Annotated in this window: 18 protein-coding genes; 9 read left to right on the top strand and 9 right to left on the bottom strand. The window is 60.9% G+C overall.

Going from position 1 to position 18,761, the window contains the following annotated elements; all coding sequences use genetic code 11:
- Window positions 1-23 precede the first annotated feature (23 nt).
- From J2Z75_RS09395 to J2Z75_RS09410, 4 genes are all read right to left on the bottom strand, one after another.
- Window positions 24-410 (bottom strand): AGROH133_08824 family phage infection protein, encoded by a 387-nt coding sequence (locus J2Z75_RS09395; protein ID WP_209851007.1) that lies wholly within the window; start codon window positions 408-410, stop codon window positions 24-26.
- Window positions 411-646: 236 nt separating this feature from the next.
- Window positions 647-2,584: a calcium-binding protein gene (locus J2Z75_RS09400; protein WP_209851010.1), complete on the bottom strand. Its 1,938-nt coding sequence runs from the start codon at window positions 2,582-2,584 to the stop codon at window positions 647-649.
- A gap of 232 nt (window positions 2,585-2,816) precedes the next feature.
- Entirely contained in the window at window positions 2,817-3,539 is a 723-nt protein-coding gene (locus J2Z75_RS09405; protein WP_209851013.1) for a helix-turn-helix transcriptional regulator, read from the bottom strand.
- 237 nt (window positions 3,540-3,776) lie between these two features.
- Window positions 3,777-5,981: a primosomal protein N' gene (locus tag J2Z75_RS09410; RefSeq protein ID WP_209851017.1), complete on the bottom strand. Its 2,205-nt coding sequence runs from the start codon at window positions 5,979-5,981 to the stop codon at window positions 3,777-3,779.
- 95 nt (window positions 5,982-6,076) lie between these two features.
- Between J2Z75_RS09410 and fsa the strand changes: the two genes are divergently transcribed.
- Window positions 6,077-6,730 carry a fructose-6-phosphate aldolase gene (gene fsa, locus J2Z75_RS09415; protein ID WP_209851020.1) on the top strand — a complete coding sequence of 218 codons (654 nt, stop codon included), beginning with the start codon at window positions 6,077-6,079 and terminating at the stop codon, window positions 6,728-6,730.
- 76 nt (window positions 6,731-6,806) lie between these two features.
- Here fsa and J2Z75_RS09420 read toward each other — a convergent pair whose 3' ends face one another.
- The 4 genes from J2Z75_RS09420 to J2Z75_RS09435 form a co-directional block, all read right to left on the bottom strand.
- Window positions 6,807-7,226 (bottom strand): hypothetical protein, encoded by a 420-nt coding sequence (locus J2Z75_RS09420; protein ID WP_209851022.1) that lies wholly within the window; start codon window positions 7,224-7,226, stop codon window positions 6,807-6,809.
- A 145-nt stretch (window positions 7,227-7,371) separates the two neighbouring features.
- The gene (locus tag J2Z75_RS09425; RefSeq protein ID WP_209851025.1) at window positions 7,372-7,704 is read right to left on the bottom strand and encodes a ribonuclease E inhibitor RraB; all 333 of its coding nucleotides are present in this window, start codon (window positions 7,702-7,704) and stop codon (window positions 7,372-7,374) included.
- Window positions 7,705-7,742: 38 nt separating this feature from the next.
- On the bottom strand, window positions 7,743-8,873 hold the full coding sequence (locus tag J2Z75_RS09430; protein WP_209851029.1) for an AAA family ATPase: 1,131 nt from the start codon (window positions 8,871-8,873) through the stop codon (window positions 7,743-7,745).
- 9 nt (window positions 8,874-8,882) lie between these two features.
- Window positions 8,883-9,809: a GNAT family N-acetyltransferase gene (locus J2Z75_RS09435; protein WP_209851031.1), complete on the bottom strand. Its 927-nt coding sequence runs from the start codon at window positions 9,807-9,809 to the stop codon at window positions 8,883-8,885.
- A gap of 128 nt (window positions 9,810-9,937) precedes the next feature.
- Here J2Z75_RS09435 and J2Z75_RS09440 point away from each other — a divergent pair, with 128 nt between their 5' ends.
- The 3 genes from J2Z75_RS09440 to J2Z75_RS09450 all read left to right on the top strand — a co-directional run bounded on the left by J2Z75_RS09440 (window position 9,938) and on the right by J2Z75_RS09450 (window position 13,192).
- Window positions 9,938-10,879, top strand: coding sequence for a tyrosine recombinase XerC (locus J2Z75_RS09440; protein ID WP_209851034.1), 942 nt, complete (start codon window positions 9,938-9,940; stop codon window positions 10,877-10,879).
- Window positions 10,880-10,903: 24 nt separating this feature from the next.
- The gene (locus tag J2Z75_RS09445) at window positions 10,904-12,001 is read left to right on the top strand and encodes a TraB/GumN family protein (protein WP_209851037.1); all 1,098 of its coding nucleotides are present in this window, start codon (window positions 10,904-10,906) and stop codon (window positions 11,999-12,001) included.
- A 99-nt stretch (window positions 12,002-12,100) separates the two neighbouring features.
- Window positions 12,101-13,192 (top strand): TraB/GumN family protein, encoded by a 1,092-nt coding sequence (locus J2Z75_RS09450; RefSeq protein WP_209851040.1) that lies wholly within the window; start codon window positions 12,101-12,103, stop codon window positions 13,190-13,192.
- Between the two features lie 122 nt (window positions 13,193-13,314).
- Here the strand turns inward: J2Z75_RS09450 and J2Z75_RS09455 are convergent, their stop codons facing one another.
- On the bottom strand, window positions 13,315-14,328 hold the full coding sequence (locus J2Z75_RS09455; RefSeq protein WP_209851043.1) for an MBL fold metallo-hydrolase: 1,014 nt from the start codon (window positions 14,326-14,328) through the stop codon (window positions 13,315-13,317).
- 731 nt (window positions 14,329-15,059) lie between these two features.
- Between J2Z75_RS09455 and J2Z75_RS09460 the strand changes: the two genes are divergently transcribed.
- From J2Z75_RS09460 to rimM, 5 genes are all read left to right on the top strand, one after another.
- Window positions 15,060-15,482 carry a hypothetical protein gene (locus tag J2Z75_RS09460; RefSeq protein WP_209851046.1) on the top strand — a complete coding sequence of 141 codons (423 nt, stop codon included), beginning with the start codon at window positions 15,060-15,062 and terminating at the stop codon, window positions 15,480-15,482.
- Between the two features lie 253 nt (window positions 15,483-15,735).
- Entirely contained in the window at window positions 15,736-17,310 is a 1,575-nt protein-coding gene (gene ffh, locus J2Z75_RS09465; protein ID WP_209851049.1) for a signal recognition particle protein, read from the top strand.
- Between the two features lie 13 nt (window positions 17,311-17,323).
- Window positions 17,324-17,626, top strand: coding sequence for a chorismate mutase (locus J2Z75_RS09470; protein ID WP_209851052.1), 303 nt, complete (start codon window positions 17,324-17,326; stop codon window positions 17,624-17,626).
- Between the two features lie 63 nt (window positions 17,627-17,689).
- Window positions 17,690-18,052, top strand: coding sequence for a 30S ribosomal protein S16 (gene rpsP / locus J2Z75_RS09475; RefSeq protein ID WP_209851055.1), 363 nt, complete (start codon window positions 17,690-17,692; stop codon window positions 18,050-18,052).
- Window positions 18,053-18,196: 144 nt separating this feature from the next.
- Window positions 18,197-18,760 (top strand): ribosome maturation factor RimM, encoded by a 564-nt coding sequence (gene rimM, locus J2Z75_RS09480; protein WP_209851058.1) that lies wholly within the window; start codon window positions 18,197-18,199, stop codon window positions 18,758-18,760.
- Window position 18,761: the final 1 nt, after the last annotated feature.

The raw sequence follows: 18,761 nt of genomic DNA on the forward strand, positions 1-18,761 counted from the left end.
TATGGGCCCTCCCTGGGTCAAATTCAGATGAAGCCGAAGACGTAGGCCAAGGGTAAGGCTGAAAGCACGATCTGGACGGCCAGATACAGCCAGTTCACCACCGTATTGCCGCTGTCCGACAGCATCGACAGGATGCGGCCGAAAGCAGCCAGCGCAAAGGCGGCACCGAGCGCCAGGAAATACGGTTTATCGATCAGAAGCGTCGCCGCGATCCCTAATCCAAGCGGAAGACCACCCATAGCCGAACGTGCTTCCGCATAACCGCCCTGCCGGCCTTCGCGAATGTCGAGTCCGAGAACACGGAAGGCTATGCGGGGAGCAAAGAAGAAGAAAAGACCCAAAAAACAGGCAGCAATGGCTGAGCAGAACGCCAGGAACTCTCCTGTCTCCGTCGGAATATATAACTCCATGGCATTTCCCCGCTTTGGCCTGATCGCATTGATCTAACGCAAGTGCGGCTGAAAGGGAATCGGCCCGGAAACGGAATTCGACGCAGCTTCACATGCTTGTCGCGCCGTCGCGAACGACCGGGCATCCTCTCCCTGCAGTCGCCACGAAAAAACACCCACGCGACTTTACCGTCGCGTGGGTGTCGAGAACTCACTCAGTGCCCCCCCAACGACTTCGCCGGAGCAGCGCCGCGCTGTCAGATGATATCGAAGTCCCGATAGGTCAGCGACAGGTTCGGATCCAGTCTGGCGATGAGTACCGAACCGCCCGCCTCGTTGCCGTTCGAATCGTAATAGAGTTCCCCGGTGTCCCGCTCATAGATGAGACGGTGCTTCGCGTCGGTCGCAAGGCCGGTACTGTTGCTGGCAAAGGCGGACGAGAGCAGAATACCGGCGGCGCCGACCGTCTTGAAGATCGCATTTTCGAGGATGATGCGGTCGTCGGTGACATTGAAATCTGCGATCGTGTCGACATTGGTGGAAGCACTCGGTGTCGTATTGAAGACGAAGTTGTCCTTGCCCGTGCCGCCCGTCAGCAAGTCGCTCCCCGCACCACCAGTAAGGGTATCATTGCCGGAACCACCGATCAGCTTGTCGTTGCCGCTGCCACCGCTGAGCTTGTCGTTGCCGGCACCACCGTCGAGCGTGTTGTTGCCGCTATTGCCGGTGATGGTATTGCCGCCGCCATTGCCCGTACCGTTGATGTTGCCGGAGCCCAGCAGCTTCAGATTTTCGATGCCGGTATAGCTGCCGAGCGACCGGGAGATCGTGGACGTGATTGTGTCCATGCCCGCGCTGTCGGTAACGCCGTCCGCGCCCGAGCCCAGCACATAGGTGTCGTTTCCGGAGCCGCCGATCAGCTTGTCCGTATTGGCCCCGCCGTCCAGGATATTGTTGCCGGCATTGCCGGTGATCGTGTTCTTGAGCCCGTTGCCGGTGGCGTTGATGTTGCCCGACCCCAGCAGCGTCAGGTTTTCGAAAGCGCCCCGGACATAGGAGGTCTCGGCAAGATTGAAACTCACCGAGGAGCGCACGGTGTCGACACCGCTGCCGCTGCGCTCGTCAATGACATCCGTCACCCGGTCGACCACATAGATATCATTGCCCGAGCCGCCGAGAAGCGTGTCGATGCCGGAACCGCCGTCCAGAATGTCGTTGCCCGCTCCCGTTTCGATGCGGTCATTGCCGCTGCCGCCGCCGACATTGTCGGCCCCGACATGGCCGCGATAAATGTCAGCACCGCCCTCCAGATCGATCCGTGGCGCACCAGTCTTGAAACGGCCAAGTCCCGTCAGGTCAAAGACATCCTTGCCCGTGGTGCCGGTCAGCAGAAAACCATTGGTATCGAGGACCTCGATACTCGCCGCCGCGGTGATCGTGAAGGTCTGGCGGTCGGTATCGTCGGTCAGCCGGATCGTGTCGCTGCCCTGGCCTCCCAGAAACGTGTCGGTGCCGATATCGCCGATCCAGAACGTATCGTCGCCGGCGCCGCCATCGAACAGGTCGCGGCCGGCATCGCCATAGAGCTGGTCGTTTCCGGCGCCACCGTACAATTTGTCATTGCCCGCGCCGCCGCGCACGATATCGATACCGGCGTGGCCGACATAGGTATCCTCGCCGCCGTGCAGATCGATTGCCGGACCGGTGTTGACGAGCTTGGTCAGGCCACTGAAATCATAGGTATCGCCGCCTTGCGTGCCCTGCATCGAAAACCCGCCGGTATTGAGCGCCTCGACGCCCGATGCGGCGTCAAGAATGATCTTCTGGCGAACCAGATTGCCGGAAAGGCGAACGGTATCGGTGCCTGAGCCGCCGACGAACGTGTCGATGCCGGCAATGTTGCCCTCGATCCAGAAAGTGTCGTTACCGGCGCCGCCGTCGAGCAGATCGTCGCCCGGTCCACCATAGAGTTGATCGTCGCCATCCTGGCCATAAAGGTAGTCGTTCCCCTCTTCGCCACGCAGCTGGTCATTGCCGCCGCCGCCAAAAATCCGGTCCCGGCCGTCGCCGCCGCGCAGGTCGTCGTTGCCGGTTTCAAGCGCGGGATCCGTCCCCTCGGCATAACCGTAGATATAGTCGGAGCTGATACCGCCCTGGCGAAAATCATTGCCTTTCGTGCCGAAAATACTGGCCATGCCAATCCTCCTTCAAACGCCGTCTGCCTCTGGCTTAGGGCCACACCGCAGCGAGCGACGGAGCAACCAACAGCTGAGTGCCACAATCAAGAGGGGGAAACAGGTATCGGAATTGAGTATTTTTCGACGCTAATGCATGTCGCCCGAAAGGGGACAGCAGTTTCGTGAAGACGATAAGCATCAAAACAAAGACCTCGAGCGCGTCGCGCGAATCCTTTTCACGTGACACGCTTCACGGAGCGATATGAGCCCGGTGCATCGCCACGGCGACGGCGCCGAGCGTACTCGACACGCCGTAAGTGCGGCGAATGTTCTGCAGATGCTTGCGCACTGTCGCCGTCGATATCCTCAGAATATCGGCGATCTCGTCGGCGGTTTTGTCCATGGCGGCCCAGGTAAGGATTTCCTGCTCGCGCGGGGTGAGTACGATCTCCAGCACATCGGGATGCCGCAGGTTCTCGACACACCGGACCGTCATCATGCTCATCAGGTTGACGGCCGTCAGCTCGCGCCGCGATAGGCGGAGTTGCCTGGCGGGAGACGCGAAAGAAACAAGCGCCTGCCAATGGCGGCGCGAATAGCTGGGAACGACATAGCCACTCATAAGCCCGAAATCCGTCGCCTCGTTCGCCACCAGTCTTGAACTTGCCGAGGCGCTCAAACGCTCAGGCACATCCTGCCAGTAGAAAGGCTGGATGGCGGTGCGACTATGGCGGCAGACACCGTCAACATCCGCATAGCGCCGTTCCACATAGCGCTGGAACCAGCCGTCCGGCCAGCCGTTGAGTTCCACCAGCGGTTCGAGCTCTTCGCTGCCCGCAGGCACACCGCTGACGATCAGATGTTCGAAACCCACTTTACGGACGGCATGAAGAAGATCAGCAAGCAAGGCGTCGGTCGTACGATGGGTTCGGCATCGCTCCACAAATTCAAAGGTTTCAACCTCGATGGTCATGCGCGTCCTGCCTCCCAAGCCTCAAGCAAGACTGTAATCAAACTTTGTAGAGAGGCAAGTATCTCCGCACCTGTCCTTGGCGTTCCCCATTCCGGACCTTCGCGCCGGACTATTTCCGAGCATGCCTGCTTGTGACTTCCTGGAAGCGGGTGAGGAATTCACGCGCGGTGCGAGAAAATTCTTGTCAGCATCGCAATGTGGCGCCCCGCATTGTTTCACCTGAGCGAGAACTCCAATTCAAAGAAAACTCTGCGGATCGATATCCAGCTGGACGCTGACCGAGCCGCGCATCTTCGGGCCGCTGGCCAGCATGGTCTTCACAAAGGCCTGCATGTCGCTGTTGCGGCGGCCGTGGACCAGCAGCCGGAAACGGTGGCGGCCGCGGATCAGCGCCAGCGGCGCCTCGGCCGGCCCCAGAATGCTGATGCCGCTGACCCGCGGTGCTGCCTGCCGCAGGCCGCGTGCATGGCCTTCGGCATCGGCGCGGGTATCCGCCGACACGATAATGGAGGCGAGACGTCCGAACGGCGGCAGCAGCGCTTTCTCCCGTTCGCCGATCTCGCGCTCATAGAACGCCTCCGAATCTCCTGAAACGATGGCCTGCATCACCGGATGCTGCGGCTGGTAGGTCTGGAGCAGACCCAGGCTCTTCAGACCCGTCCGCCCCGCCCGGCCCGTCACCTGGCTGAGCAGCTGGAATGTTCGCTCGGCAGCGCGTGGATCGCCATTGGCAAGGCCGATATCGGCATCGACGATACCGACAAAGGTCATCATCGGAAAGTTGTGTCCCTTGGCGACCAGCTGTGTGCCGACAACGATATCGGCTTCGCCCTTGGCGATCGCCTCCAGCTCCAGCCGCAGCCGCTTGACGCCCATCAGGTCGGAGGACAGCACGATGGTGCGCGCGTCGGGAAAATGCCGATCGACTTCCTCGGCGATCCGCTCGACGCCGGGCCCGCAGGCGACCAGATGGTCGAACGTGCCGCATTCGGGGCAGCTCTCCGGTGTGCGTTCGGCATAGCCGCAATGATGACACTGGATCTGGCCGCGAAACCGGTGCTCGACCAGCCAGGTCGAGCAATCCGGGCACTGGAAACGGTGGCCGCAGACCCGGCAGAGCGTCAGCGGCGCATAGCCCCGCCGGTTGAGGAACAGCAAGGCCTGCTCGCCGCGCTCCAAAGCCTTGCCGATATGGCGCAGCAGCACCGGCGACAGGAAACCACCGCGTTCGGGCGGATGCCGGCGCATGTCGACGAGACCGAGATCCGGGAGCGCGGCGTCGCCAAACCGCGTCGGCAGGTGGATCGGCTTGTAGCGGCCGAGATCGCCGTTCACCCGGCTTTCCACCGATGGCGTCGCCGAGACCAGCACGACCGGAAAATCGCCGATGCGGGCGCGCACCACCGCCATGTCGCGGGCGTTGTAGAAGACGCGGTCTTCCTGCTTGTAGGCGGGATCATGCTCTTCATCCACCACGATGAGACCGAGATTTTCGAACGGCAGGAACAGCGCCGAACGGGCGCCGGCGACGACACGGACACCACCCTCCGTCACCTGCCGCCAGACCTTTTCGCGGGTTCGCGGCGCAAGGTCGGAATGCCATTCGGCGGGTTTGGAGCCGAACCGATCCTGGAAACGCTCCATGAAGCTCGCCGTCAGGGCGATTTCCGGCAAAAGGATCAGCACCTGCTTGCCGGCCTTCAAGGTCGCGGCGATGGCCTCGAAATAGACCTCGGTCTTGCCCGAGCCGGTAATGCCGTCGATCAGCGAAACGGAAAACCCGCCGGCATCGACGCTTTCGAGCAGATCCAATGCTGCCTGCTTCTGCGGTCCTTCCAGCCGATGCTCGGCATAATCCGGATCGGGCGCGGCCACCACCGGCGGCGGCGGCATGAAGACGGTCTCGAACACGCCCTGCGCCGTCAGCCCGTCGATCACGCTTGAGGATGTGCCGGCCGCATGCGCAAGCCCCGACCGCGTCCAGGTGAATCCATTGTCGGCGGTTGCGATCACCCGTTCGCGCGCCGGCGTCATCCGTTCCGGCCGCGTATCGGTCAGCCGCAACCCCTCGATCATCGGCTCGGGATCGAAGGCGGCGGGCGCCCGCAGCGCCATGCGGGCGACAAGACCGGGCGGCGAGACGGTATAGGCGGCGACCCAATCGAGAAAAGTGCGCATGTCCCGCGACAACGGCGGACAATCGAAGACCTGGGTGATGGCCTTCAGCTTTTTCGGATCGACAGCGTCGTCCTGCACACCATCCCAGACGACACCCACCACCTGACGCGGCCCGAGCGGCACCTGCACGATCGAGCCTGGCGTAACAGCCATTCCCTCCGGCACGGCATAGGAGTATGCTTTCGGCGCGGGCATCGGCACCAGAACGGGCACGACGCGGCGGGCGAACAGGTCGTCAAACAAATCGGTCGAATCTTCGGTCATCGGCCGTGACCTTGCCTTCGGATTGCGTTAAAGAAAACCCCGAAACATCAAAAGCAGCCCGCGCAACGCCGCCGCGCGCCGAAAGGGAGAATTCCATGAAGTTTTTTGTCGATACAGCCGATGTCAATGAAATCCGTGAGTTGAACGACCTCGGTCTCGTTGACGGCGTGACGACCAATCCGTCGCTGATCCTCAAGTCGGGCCGCAACATCGTCGAAGTCACCAAGGAAATCTGCGGCATCGTCGACGGCCCGGTTTCGGCCGAAGTGGCTGCCACCGACTACGAGACGATCATGAAGGAAGCGGCCGTCATTTCGAAGATCGCCGACAATATCTGCATCAAGCTGCCGCTGACACTCGACGGCCTCAAGGCCTGCAAGAACCTGTCGTCCGACGGTCACCTGACCAATGTGACGCTGTGCTTCTCGGCCAACCAGGCGCTGCTCGCCGCCAAGGCCGGCGCGACCTTCGTCTCGCCCTTCGTCGGCCGCCTCGACGACATCGCCTTCGACGGCATGGAACTGATCCGCGAAATCCGCCAGATCTTCGACAATTACGGCTACGAGACCGAAATCCTCGCCGCCTCGATCCGCACGGTCAACCACGTCAAGGAAGCCGCCCTGATCGGCGCCGACGTCATCACCGCCCCGCCGGCAACCCTGAAGGCGCTGGTCAAGCACCCGCTGACCGATGCCGGCCTCGCAACCTTCCTCGCCGACTGGGCCAAGACCGGCCAGAAGATCGCCTGATTTTTTTCAGGAATGGAATGAACAAGGAGCCCCGCGAGACGATCGCGGGGCTTTTTTATGGGGAACAACTCTTCGATCACAAATTGAGGCGTGACCCCATAAACCGGCAGGATGCGTGACAATAAAAGCCACCCAATGGCGGATCAATCTCCACCAACCAACCTTTCGCAAGGCGTTTTCCCGATGATCCGCAGTTTCGTATGGAGATGGGGGGCACGTAACCCCATTGCTTTCGAGTGCCATCTGCGCACCGGACCTCAATCACGCCGTCCATCTGCGGAATTGTGTAGAAGAAGCCGTTCCAAAGCCGATGCAATTTTTGTTCGGCTCCACCGCTATTGGTGATAACGGCCGTTTGCACGCCCTGAGTTTCATCGACGACGATCGCCCATCCGGAAACCCAGAAGAAGCCCCAGACCGATACGAGAAGGATTGCGCCGATCAGCCACGGCAAAAGAGCAGAAAATGACTTGTACATCGAGACAACATCGAACATTCGCTGAATGTCTGCAACTGGGCGTTCAGCGAATTTGGGCTTTCAGTACATGAAGTAAAACCCGCGATCTAAGATTTAAGAATAGAAACTCATCTTTTGGCCTGAGTTGGGATCCACGATGCCAATCAGCAGTAGGGGGCAGCTTTCACGCCGAAAAACAACCCCAGCCATCGATATACCCGCCCCACGGATCCGCCTCTCGCTGCAGCAGGGTTTCCATCTCAACGATCTCGCCATAGCTCGGCAGCATCAGTCGCGTTGCCGTCACATCCCATTTCGTTTTTCCCGGCTCGCCGGTTTCATGGTACTCCACCGTGTGGAAATGCTGTTCTATCCGAGCGGCAAACGCCTTCGCTGAGACCTCATCGGGAAACATGATCGAGAAATCGATATCGCGCGGCATGGTCAAACTGTCGCCCCGCCCGTGCATTCTACGCAGGGCATCGCCGGTGGCGTCATCAGGAAAATCTTGCTTCATATCATCTCCACCAAACAGGGCTGCAAACTGCAGACTTCCTAATCATCCTCATCCATCATACCCGTCAGCCGCATCCCCTCGATCCATGTTGCCCCGTCATTGCGAATCACCCGTTTTGGACGCGTGCCGCAGCGCTTCTGGATTTCCGCTGCCAGGATTTCGGAATGGGTGACGATCCAGATCTGGCTGTCGCGGGAGGCACTGGCAATCATCGCCGCAAGGGCCGGTAGCATGTCGGGATGCAGGCTGGTTTCCGGCTCGTTGAGGGCGATGAAACGCGGCGTGCGGTAGGAGAGCAGCGCCCCGGCAAGGGCCAGGAACCGCATCTGGCCGTCGGAGAGTTCGCGCGGCGAAAACCGGCGTTGCGGGAAATCCGGAAAGACCAGCGAGAATTCGGCAAACTCTTCCGGCTCGGGAACCACCAGCCGGGCGCCGCCGAAGGCATCGGCAATGGCGCGGTCGAGATCGACCGTATCCTGCCGGGTGTGAAAGAGCGTTGCAAAGACGGCCGCAAGATTGGAGCCGTCCTCGTCCAGCAGCGGCGCGGTGACGGCAAGGCAGGGCGAGCGCAGCGGCGAATCGCGGTCGGTTCGAAACCCGTGAAAAAAGCGCCAGCCATCGACAGCCCGGCGAAACGTTCCGATTTCCGGATAGTGGCCTGCATCCCCCAGAAGCGCGATGGCCGTTTCCGATGTCAGCGCCTGCTCTGGATATTCCTCCATCCGGCCGGCACCGTTTCTGACAAAGACCCCCGGCCCGGCCCGCTTCATCACCGTGACTGGCCGGACGGCATCAACCTTGAGCTCCTCTTCCTTCACCTGCGGTTCGAAGACGAACCCGGCTGCGTCGATCGGCGGGCGCAGTCCGGCTTCGACCCTGTAATGGAAGCTCAATGCCCGCTCCTCGTCCAGCAACTCGACCTCAAGCTTGATGCGTACCGGGTCGCCGCTTCGGCGCTTGCCGCTCCACAGCGCCGACGCCATGCCGCCTTCGCGGGCGATCTCATGGGCAAGCCTGCCCCGGACTGCGGCCTGGACCAGTTGCAGGGCGCGATAGAGATTGGATTTTCCGACGCCGTTTTCGCCGATGAACAGGTTCACGCCGGCCATATCCATGCGGATGGATTTCAGCGAACGGTAATTGGCGGCGAACATCGAGCGAATCTGCATCACACAGATTTAGCCGATCGCCTCCGGCGACGAAACCACGGACCGGAACGCCGCGTCGCCGTCACGCGCAAGATCATGCACGGTGTGCCGCTCCAGCGCCCGCGTCACCTCCGTCGGATCGCCGTCCAGCGCGTCCGGCTGGATCAGATTGCCGATGGTGAAGTCGAACATGTCGCCCTTCTTGTTCAGAAGCTCGTGGAACACCGTCATGTCGCGCAGTTCGGTCGACCATTTGGCCAGCCAGTAGAACAGACCGGAATTGCGCGCCGACATGTGAACGGGAAGGATAGGCAGGTTGTATTTGCGGGCGAAGCTGACGGCGGAGGTCTTCCAGGGACGCTCGTTGAGCTTCCCGTTTGCCCAATAGGCGATGCGACCCGATGGAAAAAGCACGGTCGCCTTGCCTTCCGAGATCGACCGGTTGGTGATCTGCAGCGTCTCGCGCGCCTTCAGCTTGCTCTTGTGCTCGTCGCGCCATTCCACCGGGATGACCATCTCGACAAAACGCGGATTGACCCGGATGGCATCGCGATTGGCAAAGAACATCATGTCGGGACGGCAGTGTTTCAAAAGATCGAAGACCGCGATGCCATCGGCAATGCCCGTCGGGTGGTTGCTCACAAGCAGAAAGCCGCCTTCAGCCGGAATCCGCTGCGGCTGGCGCACACGGATATCCAGCGACAGGGTTTCGCTCAGATGCTCGAAGGCCTGGAACCCCGGCGCATTGGCAACGGCATCGGCAAATTCGATGGCCTTGCGATAATTCAGCAATGTATAGAGGAACGGCCGCATCACCGGCCAGAGCGGATGCTTGACGATGCGCTGGCCGCGCTCGGCAATCAATGTATCGACGATATGGCCGGGCTGGCCGTGCGATACCAGCGCGACCGTCTCTGCGAAGTACGTGAAACCGCTTGCCGAATCCCGCCGTGCCATGGTTTTTTCCGCTGTGCTTTCGCTGAGCTATCGCAGGTGAATATGATCCGAACATGACAAATTCCAAGAGCCGTTAGGAAAAACATAACGGCCTGACGCGCAGAGTCGTCGCTTGATTGTCGCGGAGTATGCCTGTGAACGAACTGCTGATCATTGGTCATCCCGAGCTGATGGCGGAGCGCCAGCGCTGGCTTTCGGGGCTCGGCGAAGAACGGCGCCTGTCGGACAAGACCGTCGAGGCCTACGAGCGCGACACGCGGCAATTCCTGCATTTCCTTACCGGGCATCTGAGCGGGCCGGCGCGGCTCAGCGACATCAGCGCGCTCCGGCCCGGCGACCTGCGCGGTTTTCTGGCTTCCCGCAGACGCGACGGTGCCGGCGCCCGCACGCTCGGCCGTGGCCTGGCCGGTCTGCGCTCGTTCCTGCGCCATCTGGAAAAGAAGGGCCTTGCCAACGCCGCCGGCGCCTCTGCGGTACGCTCGCCGAAACAGCCGAAATCGCTGCCGAAACCGCTGACATCAGTCGATGCCCTGATGGTCGTCACCAGCGAGGCGCAGCTTGCCGAAGAGCCCTGGATCGCCACCCGCAACGCCGCCGTGCTGACCCTGCTCTACGGCTGCGGCCTGCGCATCTCCGAGGCGCTGGACCTCACGCCCGATGATTTTGCCGGCACTCCGACGGCGCTGCGCATCCACGGCAAGGGCGGCAAGACCCGCGTCGTACCGCTGATCGCAGCCGCCGTCGATGCCGTGCGCGCCTACGAAAAACTCTGCCCCTATCATCTGGCGCAGGACGGTCCGCTGTTTCGCGGCGCCAAGGGCGGCAAACTACAGGCGGCGATCATCCAGCGCGAAATGCAGAAATTGCGCGGCGCGTTGGGCCTGCCGGACACTGCGACGCCGCATGCGCTGCGCCATTCCTTCGCCACCCATCTTCTGGCCGGCGGCGGCGACTTGCGAACCATCCAGGAACTGCTCGGCCATGCCAGCCTGTCGACCACGCAGGTCTACACCGGCGTCGATTCGGCACGGCTTCTGGAGATTTACGACCGGGCGCATCCGCGCGCTTGATGCCGGGGCCAAAACAACCCATAAGTGCAGCCGCTGTTTCAGATCGATTGCTTGCGAGTTGTGATGTATCCTTGTCTTTCCCATTTCCATGTCCGCGAATTCTCCAGAACCGCCCGCGGGCTTCTCGCCAACGTCGCCTGCATCCTCCTCATTCCGCTGGCATTCGTCCTTCCGGCACATGCCGACGAACCGCCAGTCTGCGCCGGTAAGAATCTGCTTGCCGAAATGGAACGCAGCGATCCGCAGGCTTTGGCCGACTTGCGCAAGCAGGCTGCTGAGACACCGAATGGAAAGGGCATATTCTGGAAGATCGAGCGCACAGGCGTTGAGCCCTCATATCTGCTTGGCACAATGCATATCACCGATCCTCGCGTCGTCCTCACACCGGAGGAAGCATGGGCTCCGTTTGACCATGCCGATACCATTGCTCTTGAACTGGAAAACCTGGAACCGATGGATATCGCACGGGCACTGCTTTCCCGTCCCGAACTGACGATGCTCACCGATGGCACTTCGGTGAAGACCTTGCTTAATTCCGAGGAGGTCAGCCGGCTGGAAATCGCACTGAAACAGCGCGGAATTCCTCTTTTTGCGGTTGCCAAGATGAAACCATGGATGCTGCTCATGCATATCAGCCTGCCCGCCTGCGAGAAGAGACGGGCAGCAGCCGGGTTGGCGCCTCTCGATCTTGCACTGATCCGCATCGCACAGGACTTGGACAAAACCGTCGTCGGCCTTGAAACAGCAGTTGAGCAGATGGAGGCAATGAATGCGGTTGATTCGGCGCCGCTGCTCCGCACCGTTCTTCAGCAGTTGGAGGCAGACGATAAGCTGGACGACATGTTCGCGACCATGACCGATATGTACCTTGATGGCGACACGGGGATGTTCATTCCACTGAGCTACCATGTCCTCGGCACGACAGCCTCGGAGGACGCCGGCTATGCTGATTTTATGAAATACATGATCACCGACCGCAACATCCGCATGGCGGAGCGCGCGGCCCCTCTCCTCGATGACGGCAATGCGTTCATCGCCGTCGGTGCGATGCACCTGATCGGAGAGCAGGGACTGGTCGAACTGTTCCGGAAGCAGGGTTATACCCTCACCCGTCTTCATTGATGCAAGTGGAGGTTTGCGAACAAGATTAGGCGGTTCATTAACCGATTGGGAAATCGGCCCCGTTATGGTTGCGGCAACGTCCGTGGAGAGCATGCCGATATGAACCGCCTTATCCGATCGATCCGTCTTTCCGTCGCCGATCGCCTCGGCGACAATATCCTCGCGCTGATCGCCACCCTGCATGTTCTGTTCGCGCTCAGCCTGATCGTCACCCTCTTCGCGGTGTCCCAGGCCCGCGCCGAAGATGCCTCCTGCGGCGGCAAGAATCTGATCGCCGACATGCGGACCTCCGATCCGGCCAGGCTTGCAGCGCTGGAAAAGGAAGCGGCGGCCGTTCCCAACGGCAAGGGCACGTTCTGGAAGATCGAAAAGGCCGGTATCGCGCCGTCCTACCTGCTCGGCACCATGCATGTCACCGATCCGCGCGTGCTGGCCATGCCGAAAGGCGCCGACGCAGCCTATCAGACGGCAAAAACCGTCATCGTCGAATCCGACGAGATCGTCGACGACCGCAAGGCGGCGGCGGCGATCATGATGCAGCCGGGACTGACCATGTTTGCCGACGGCAAGTCGATCAAGGATTTTCTCAAGCCCGAGGAAACGGAAAAACTGGCGGCCGGTCTGAAAGCCCGTGGCATACCGCTGACGCTGGTTGCCCGGATGAAACCCTGGATGATCGCCAGCTTCGTCGCCCTGCCCGCCTGCGAAATGAGCCGCAAGGCGGCCGGCGCCTCCTTCCTCGACAAGAAGCTGGCCGAAGACGCATTGAAGCAGGGCAAGACCCTGAAGGGGCTGGAAACGCTGGTCGAACAGCTGAAGGCGATGGATGCGCTGCCGGTCGAATTTCACCTGCAGGCGCTGATCGAGACGCTCGATCTCGGCGACACGGTTGCCGATGTCATGGAAACGACGACCGACTTGTATCTCACCGGCGATACCGGCCTGATCATGCCGATGATGAAGGCCGTCTCGGAGGAAAAATCCGCCGATAGCGATGCAGGCTATGCCGATTTCGAGCAGCGCATCATTACCGATCGCAACAGGACCATGGCGGCCCGCGCCAGGCCGATCCTCGACGGCGGCGCCGTGTTCATGGCCGTCGGTGCCCTGCACCTGCCGGGCAAAGACGGCGTGATCGAGCTGCTGCGCAGGCAAGGCTTCACGATATCGAACATGTCGGTGGCCAACTGACACGGTTTCTGTTGATCGGCTTGGCCGGATAAGCTCCCGTTGTGTCTGTGATCATTGGCGGCGCGTTCCTCTGACGGGCACAGGAACGGACGGATGAGAAAGCGCTTCTGAATGAGCTCTTTCTACACTCCGGGCACGTCGAACACCTCGCCCGCCCGCAACGCCCGAAACCGCTCCCGCGCGACGTCCTGTTCCTTCAGCGCCACCTCCAGTGCCCGGACCGGCTCCTCGATCCCCTCGTTGGTCAGCTGCACCGTCCCGAAATGATGCCCGGCGGCATGGGCGGCGTTGCAGAGTTGCATGCCCGTCACCGCCTCCTCCGGGTTCTGGTGCTGCGCCTTCATGAACCAGCGCGGCTCGTAGGCGCCAATCGGCAGGTTGGCGAGGCGGAAGGGGCCGTGCTTTTCCGCAGCGGCGCGGTAGTTGATACCGTCGTGGAAGCCGGTATCGCCGATATGGTAGATTCTTCCGGCCGGCGTCGAAATGACGAAGGCGGCCCAGAGCGCCATGCGACGATCGCGCGCGCCGCGGGCCGACCAGTGGTGGCAGGGTTCGCAGTCGATGGTGACGCCGTCCCAGAAGGAGATCTGCTCGCCCCAGTCCATATCGGACATCTTGGCGTCGGGGATGGCGCGGTGGATGATCGTGTCGTTGCCGAGCGGGGTGACGATGTGCGGGCCATGCTCCGCCTGCAGCCGCTTCAGGGTAGCAAGGTCGAGATGGTCGTAGTGATTGTGGGTGACCAGCACGATGTCGATCGGCGGCAGGTCGTCGAAGCGGATGCCCGGTTCGACCACGCGTCGCGGCCCGGCGAAGGAAAACGGGCTTGTGCGCGGCGACCAGACGGGATCGGTCAGGATATTGAGCCCGGCGACCTGGATCAGCAGCGTGGCATGGCCGACCATGGTGACACGCAGGCCATCGCCGTCGACGCGATCATCGGGCTTCGCCGGCGGAAAAGGGCTCGGCACCCGTTTCGGCCACGCGCTCCGGCCGCCACCGAACTGCCACCGCATCAGCTCGCGAAACCCGAGCGGTGCTTCACCTTCGGGGTTGAAGAAATAGGTGCCGTCGAAATGATCGGAGACGGGGCCGGTGTAATAGAGATTGCGTTTGCGGCCTGCGGTCGTTTCCATGGGGCCTTTCAATTCTGGCAGTTTCGGTGTTGACTGTAGTTGGTGAGCAAAGGTGTATTCCGGAAGATGTCGCCGAAAAATAACGCGGTGTCGGACCGCATGCATACCGCATGGAGGGCTTTGGCGATATTTGCCCTGCTGTCCCTCTATCCCGGATTCGCCTTTTCGACCGATCGCGAAAATCCGAATATTGTTCGATTTGAGGGTAAGCCCAGGAACCTTTAGTCTCTTCTGGGCGACGATTTCAAATCCTATATCGAATCCGTCGAGAAGAGGCACGGGAAAGACAGGCTTGGATTTATCGGAGGACTTCAGTCGAAACGATTCACGTGCAGATATTCTCCATCTGGGTCTGATTTCGAATGTGTCCGTTTTGGATGCAGGCGGGGTGTTTTGTTTTCGAGGTATCTGATGCAATGGAGCGTTTCTTCGCATCCCCTCAAGCCTGAAACATATATTGCCAACACCATCGGCTATCGGTTTGCCATGAGGTGCTACCCACCCGCGGATATCGAAAAAGCTCAGGAAGATTTTGTTTTTCGACAGAGGCCGTTGAAATAATAGCTCCTTGCCGGGCTCGACAGTGTGTTGCAACCACGGGTACTTTTGATTTTGCGTCTTGTTTTCCTCGTGGAAATGCACAACGTTTGGACATCGCGCGCATCCCTTACTCCCCTTATTCCACGCGAAGCCGGGAGAGTTGCGTCAATCCAGTTCGGTTCGAAGACGTCATGCTGCAGAAATTTGTTTATGATCAAATTGCCCGTATCACTTTGAACGGCATGGCACCTGCAGCCTTTTGCATCGTCGTCGTCTGGCAGATCCTGATGGTCGTACTGTATTTGAGAGGGGCCGTCGCCGCACCGGTTCTAGCGGTCGGTAGCGCAGTCGGCTTCAGCTATTGGGATTGGGCGCATACGGATTACGTCGCCTCGCTCACGCCTGGCAAGAGCAGATTCACGTCGCGCGATCGAGCGCAACTCTACATATCCAGCGCCGTGTTTGGCCTGCCCCTTCTGTGGATAGCTCTGCCGCGCAGTTCTGCCTTGTTGGGCGAACTCGATTTCGGCTGGGAGTGGAGTTTCAACCTGGCCGCAATGATCGCGATCTGTGTGTTATGCGTCGGAAGTTTCTTCAAGCACTTTCGCATATGATAAGATGGAGGGCTTTGTTCAATCGAGCAAAGCCTTGACTTTCCCGCCCATATCGTGTTTACCGCCCGCAATCTGCGACAAGAACAAGACTTGTAGCCGCCGACCCGGACCCATTGCGGAGATCCCGGAGGTCAACACCCGACAGCGCGTTGCGCCCTCGGGTGCTTTTTGGCTTTGCGTCTTGTTTTCGTCAAGGAAAAGCACAACGTTTCGGGCATCCGACCAGATGCCCTGAAACGACAAGGATGAAGCGATGTTTGAAAGTCTCCAGGACCGCCTTGGGTCAATCCTGAATGGATTGACCGGCCGTGGCGCGCTGTCGGAAGCCGATGTTTCGGCTGCCCTGCGCGAGGTTCGCCGTGCGCTCCTGGAAGCAGACGTCGCGCTCGAAGTCGTGCGCTCGTTCACCGACAAGGTGCGGGAAAAGGCCGTCGGCGCGGAAATCCTGAAGTCGATCAAGCCCGGCCAGATGGTCGTCAAGATCGTCCATGACGAGCTGATTGCCATGCTCGGCTCCGAAGGCGTGCCGATCGATCTCAACGCGCCGGCCCCGGTCGTCATCATGATGGTCGGTCTGCAGGGCTCCGGTAAAACCACGACGACGGGCAAGATCGCCCTTCGCATGAAGACGCGGGACAAGAAGAAGGTCCTGATGGCGTCGCTCGACACGCGCCGTCCGGCAGCCCAGGAGCAGCTTCGGCAGTTGGGCGTCCAGACCGGCGTCGATACGCTGGCGATCATTGCCGGCCAGTCGCCGACCGATATCGCCGCGCGCGCAGTCCAAGCCGCCAAGCTCGGCGGCCATGACATCGTCATTCTCGACACCGCCGGCCGCACGCATATCGACGAGCCGCTGATGCTCGAGATGGCCGAGATCAAGCGCCGCTCGAACCCGCATGAAATCCTGCTCGTCGCCGATGCGCTGACCGGCCAGGACGCCGTCAACCTTGCCCGCAATTTCGACGAGCGAGTCGGCATTACCGGCCTCGTGCTCACCCGCATGGATGGCGACGGACGCGGCGGTGCGGCTTTGTCGATGCGCGCCGTCACCGGCAAGCCGATCAAGCTGATCGGTGTCGGCGAAAAGATGTCGGAGCTGGAAGAGTTCCATCCGCGCCGCGTCGCCGACCGTATCCTCGGCATGGGCGACATCGTCTCGCTGGTCGAGAAGGCCGCCGAAAACATCGATGCCGAGAAGGCGGCGGCCATGGCCGCCAAGATGAAGACCGGCAAGTTCGACTTGAACGATCTCGCCGACCAACTCGGCCAGATGCAGAAGATGGGCGGCATGGGCGGCATCATGGGCATGATGCCCGGCATGGCCGGCATGAAAGACAAGATGGCCTCGGCCGGCCTCGACGACCGCATGTTCGGCCGCCAGCTCGCCATCATCTCCTCGATGACCAAGGCCGAGCGCGCCAATCCCGATATCCTCAAGCACTCCCGCAAGAAGCGCATCGCCGCCGGTTCCGGCACCGATGCGGCCGAAATCAACAAGCTGCTGAAAATGCACCGTTCCATGGCCGACATGATGAAAATGATGGGCGGCAAGGGCAAGGGCGGCATGATGAAGCAGATGATGGGCGGCCTTGCCGGCAAGATGGGTCTTGGCGGAATGGGCGGCGGCATGGGCGGCATGCCCGATCTGTCGAAGATGGACCCCAAGCAGCTGGAAGCCCTGCAGAAGCAGGCGGAAGCCGCCGGTCTCGGCAAGGGCGGCATGCCCGGCATGGGCGGTGGCGGTTTGCCGGGGTTGGGCGGCGGCATGAAGCTGCCCGGTCTCGGTGGCGGATTCCCGGGCCTGCCCGGTTTGCCGAAGAAGAAGTGAGGACTGGACCCGAATGATTGATCCGGCAGTCAAACAGGAACTCTCGGGCTACCGCCAGTCGATCGACAATATCGACGCGGCGCTCGTGCACATGCTGGCCGAACGCTTCCGCTGCACCAAGGCGGTGGGCGTGCTGAAAGCCAAGTACAATTTGCCGCCGGCGGACCCGGCGCGCGAGGAATACCAGATCGACCGCCTTCGGCGCCTCGCCAAGGAAGCCGATCTGGACCCGGATTTCGCGGAGAAGTTCCTGAACTTCATCATCCACGAAGTCATCCGGCATCATGAAGCCATCGCTGCCGATCTCAAGGATTGATCAGCTTTAACAATACACAAAAAGGCCGTCTCAGACGGTTTGATATCTCAAGGAGTACATGACATGGCACTGAAAATTCGTCTCGCCCGCGGTGGTTCCAAGAAGCGCCCGTTCTACCAGATCGTTATCGCCGACGTGCGTTCGCCGCGCGACGGCCGTTTCCTGGAAAAGGTCGGTTCCTGGAACCCGATGCTGAAGAAGGACGACGCAAAGCGCGTTGAACTGAACGTCGAGCGCATCCAGCATTGGATGTCGAACGGCGCGCTGCCGACCGACCGCGTCCTGCGCTTCCTCAACGAAGCCGGCGTTGCAACGCGCGAAACCCGCGTCAACCCGACCAAGGGCCTGCCGGGCAAGAAGGCGCTGGAACGTATCGCCGAAGCCAAGCAGAAGGCTGAAGACGCAGCCGCCGCTGCTGCTGAATAATACCAAGGATCGCCGGTAGGAACCCATAGGATCGGCTCGATCTTTGTTCCCGGCCAGGCGATAGCCTATTTTTGAAGCGGGCGGCGTTTTCATGCCGCCCGTTTTCGTTTATGCGAGTGGCACAATCTGGAGAGTGACCCGGCAATGAGCAAACTCAACAACCCTGTGCTGATGGGAACGATCGGCGGCGCTCAAGGGCTGCGCGGCGAAGTGCGCGTCAAATCCTTTGCCGAGGATCCGACGGCGATCGGCGACTACGGCCATCTCCATGCCGAGGACGGACGCACATTCGAGGTTCTGGAAGTGCGCGAGGCGAAGAACGTCGTCATCGTGCGGTTTCGCGGCGTCAACGACCGCAATGCCGCCGAGGCGCTGAACGGCCTGGAACTTTATGTCGAGCGCGACAACCTGCCCGACGACGATCTCGACGAGGACGAATTCTTCTATGCCGATCTCGAGGGTCTCGAAGCGCTCGATGCCGATGGCAAGAGCTACGGCACGGTCACCGGCGTGTTCGATTTCGGCGCGGGCGATCTTCTGGAGCTGAAAGGCCCCGGCAAGCGGCCGGTGCTGATCCCCTTTACCGAATGGTCGGTGCTGGAAATCGATCTGGAAGCCGGCACCATGCTGGTCGATCCGCTGGCGGCCGGCCTGACCGACGACAAGGACGAGGATCCGACCAGCCAGTTCAAGCCCAAGGCGAAGTGAG

Source organism: Rhizobium herbae, from assembly GCF_017873135.1.
In the GTDB taxonomy this organism is placed as follows: domain Bacteria; phylum Pseudomonadota; class Alphaproteobacteria; order Rhizobiales; family Rhizobiaceae; genus Pararhizobium; species Pararhizobium herbae.

Bases quoted from the DNA above. Each gene is read 5' to 3' on its own strand.
- J2Z75_RS09395 (WP_209851007.1), bottom strand. From the start codon at position 410: ATGGAGTTATATATTCCGACGGAGACAGGAGAGTTCCTGGCGTTCTGC.
- J2Z75_RS09400 (WP_209851010.1), bottom strand. From the start codon at position 2,584: ATGGCCAGTATTTTCGGCACGAAAGGCAATGATTTTCGCCAGGGCGGT.
- J2Z75_RS09405 (WP_209851013.1), bottom strand. From the start codon at position 3,539: ATGACCATCGAGGTTGAAACCTTTGAATTTGTGGAGCGATGCCGAACC.
- J2Z75_RS09410 (WP_209851017.1), bottom strand. From the start codon at position 5,981: ATGACCGAAGATTCGACCGATTTGTTTGACGACCTGTTCGCCCGCCGC.
- fsa (WP_209851020.1), top strand. From the start codon at position 6,077: ATGAAGTTTTTTGTCGATACAGCCGATGTCAATGAAATCCGTGAGTTG.
- J2Z75_RS09420 (WP_209851022.1), bottom strand. From the start codon at position 7,226: ATGTTCGATGTTGTCTCGATGTACAAGTCATTTTCTGCTCTTTTGCCG.
- J2Z75_RS09425 (WP_209851025.1), bottom strand. From the start codon at position 7,704: ATGAAGCAAGATTTTCCTGATGACGCCACCGGCGATGCCCTGCGTAGA.
- J2Z75_RS09430 (WP_209851029.1), bottom strand. From the start codon at position 8,873: ATGCAGATTCGCTCGATGTTCGCCGCCAATTACCGTTCGCTGAAATCC.
- J2Z75_RS09435 (WP_209851031.1), bottom strand. From the start codon at position 9,809: ATGGCACGGCGGGATTCGGCAAGCGGTTTCACGTACTTCGCAGAGACG.
- J2Z75_RS09440 (WP_209851034.1), top strand. From the start codon at position 9,938: ATGCCTGTGAACGAACTGCTGATCATTGGTCATCCCGAGCTGATGGCG.
- J2Z75_RS09450 (WP_209851040.1), top strand. From the start codon at position 12,101: ATGAACCGCCTTATCCGATCGATCCGTCTTTCCGTCGCCGATCGCCTC.
- J2Z75_RS09455 (WP_209851043.1), bottom strand. From the start codon at position 14,328: ATGGAAACGACCGCAGGCCGCAAACGCAATCTCTATTACACCGGCCCC.
- J2Z75_RS09460 (WP_209851046.1), top strand. From the start codon at position 15,060: ATGCTGCAGAAATTTGTTTATGATCAAATTGCCCGTATCACTTTGAAC.
- ffh (WP_209851049.1), top strand. From the start codon at position 15,736: ATGTTTGAAAGTCTCCAGGACCGCCTTGGGTCAATCCTGAATGGATTG.
- J2Z75_RS09470 (WP_209851052.1), top strand. From the start codon at position 17,324: ATGATTGATCCGGCAGTCAAACAGGAACTCTCGGGCTACCGCCAGTCG.
- rpsP (WP_209851055.1), top strand. From the start codon at position 17,690: ATGGCACTGAAAATTCGTCTCGCCCGCGGTGGTTCCAAGAAGCGCCCG.
- rimM (WP_209851058.1), top strand. From the start codon at position 18,197: ATGAGCAAACTCAACAACCCTGTGCTGATGGGAACGATCGGCGGCGCT.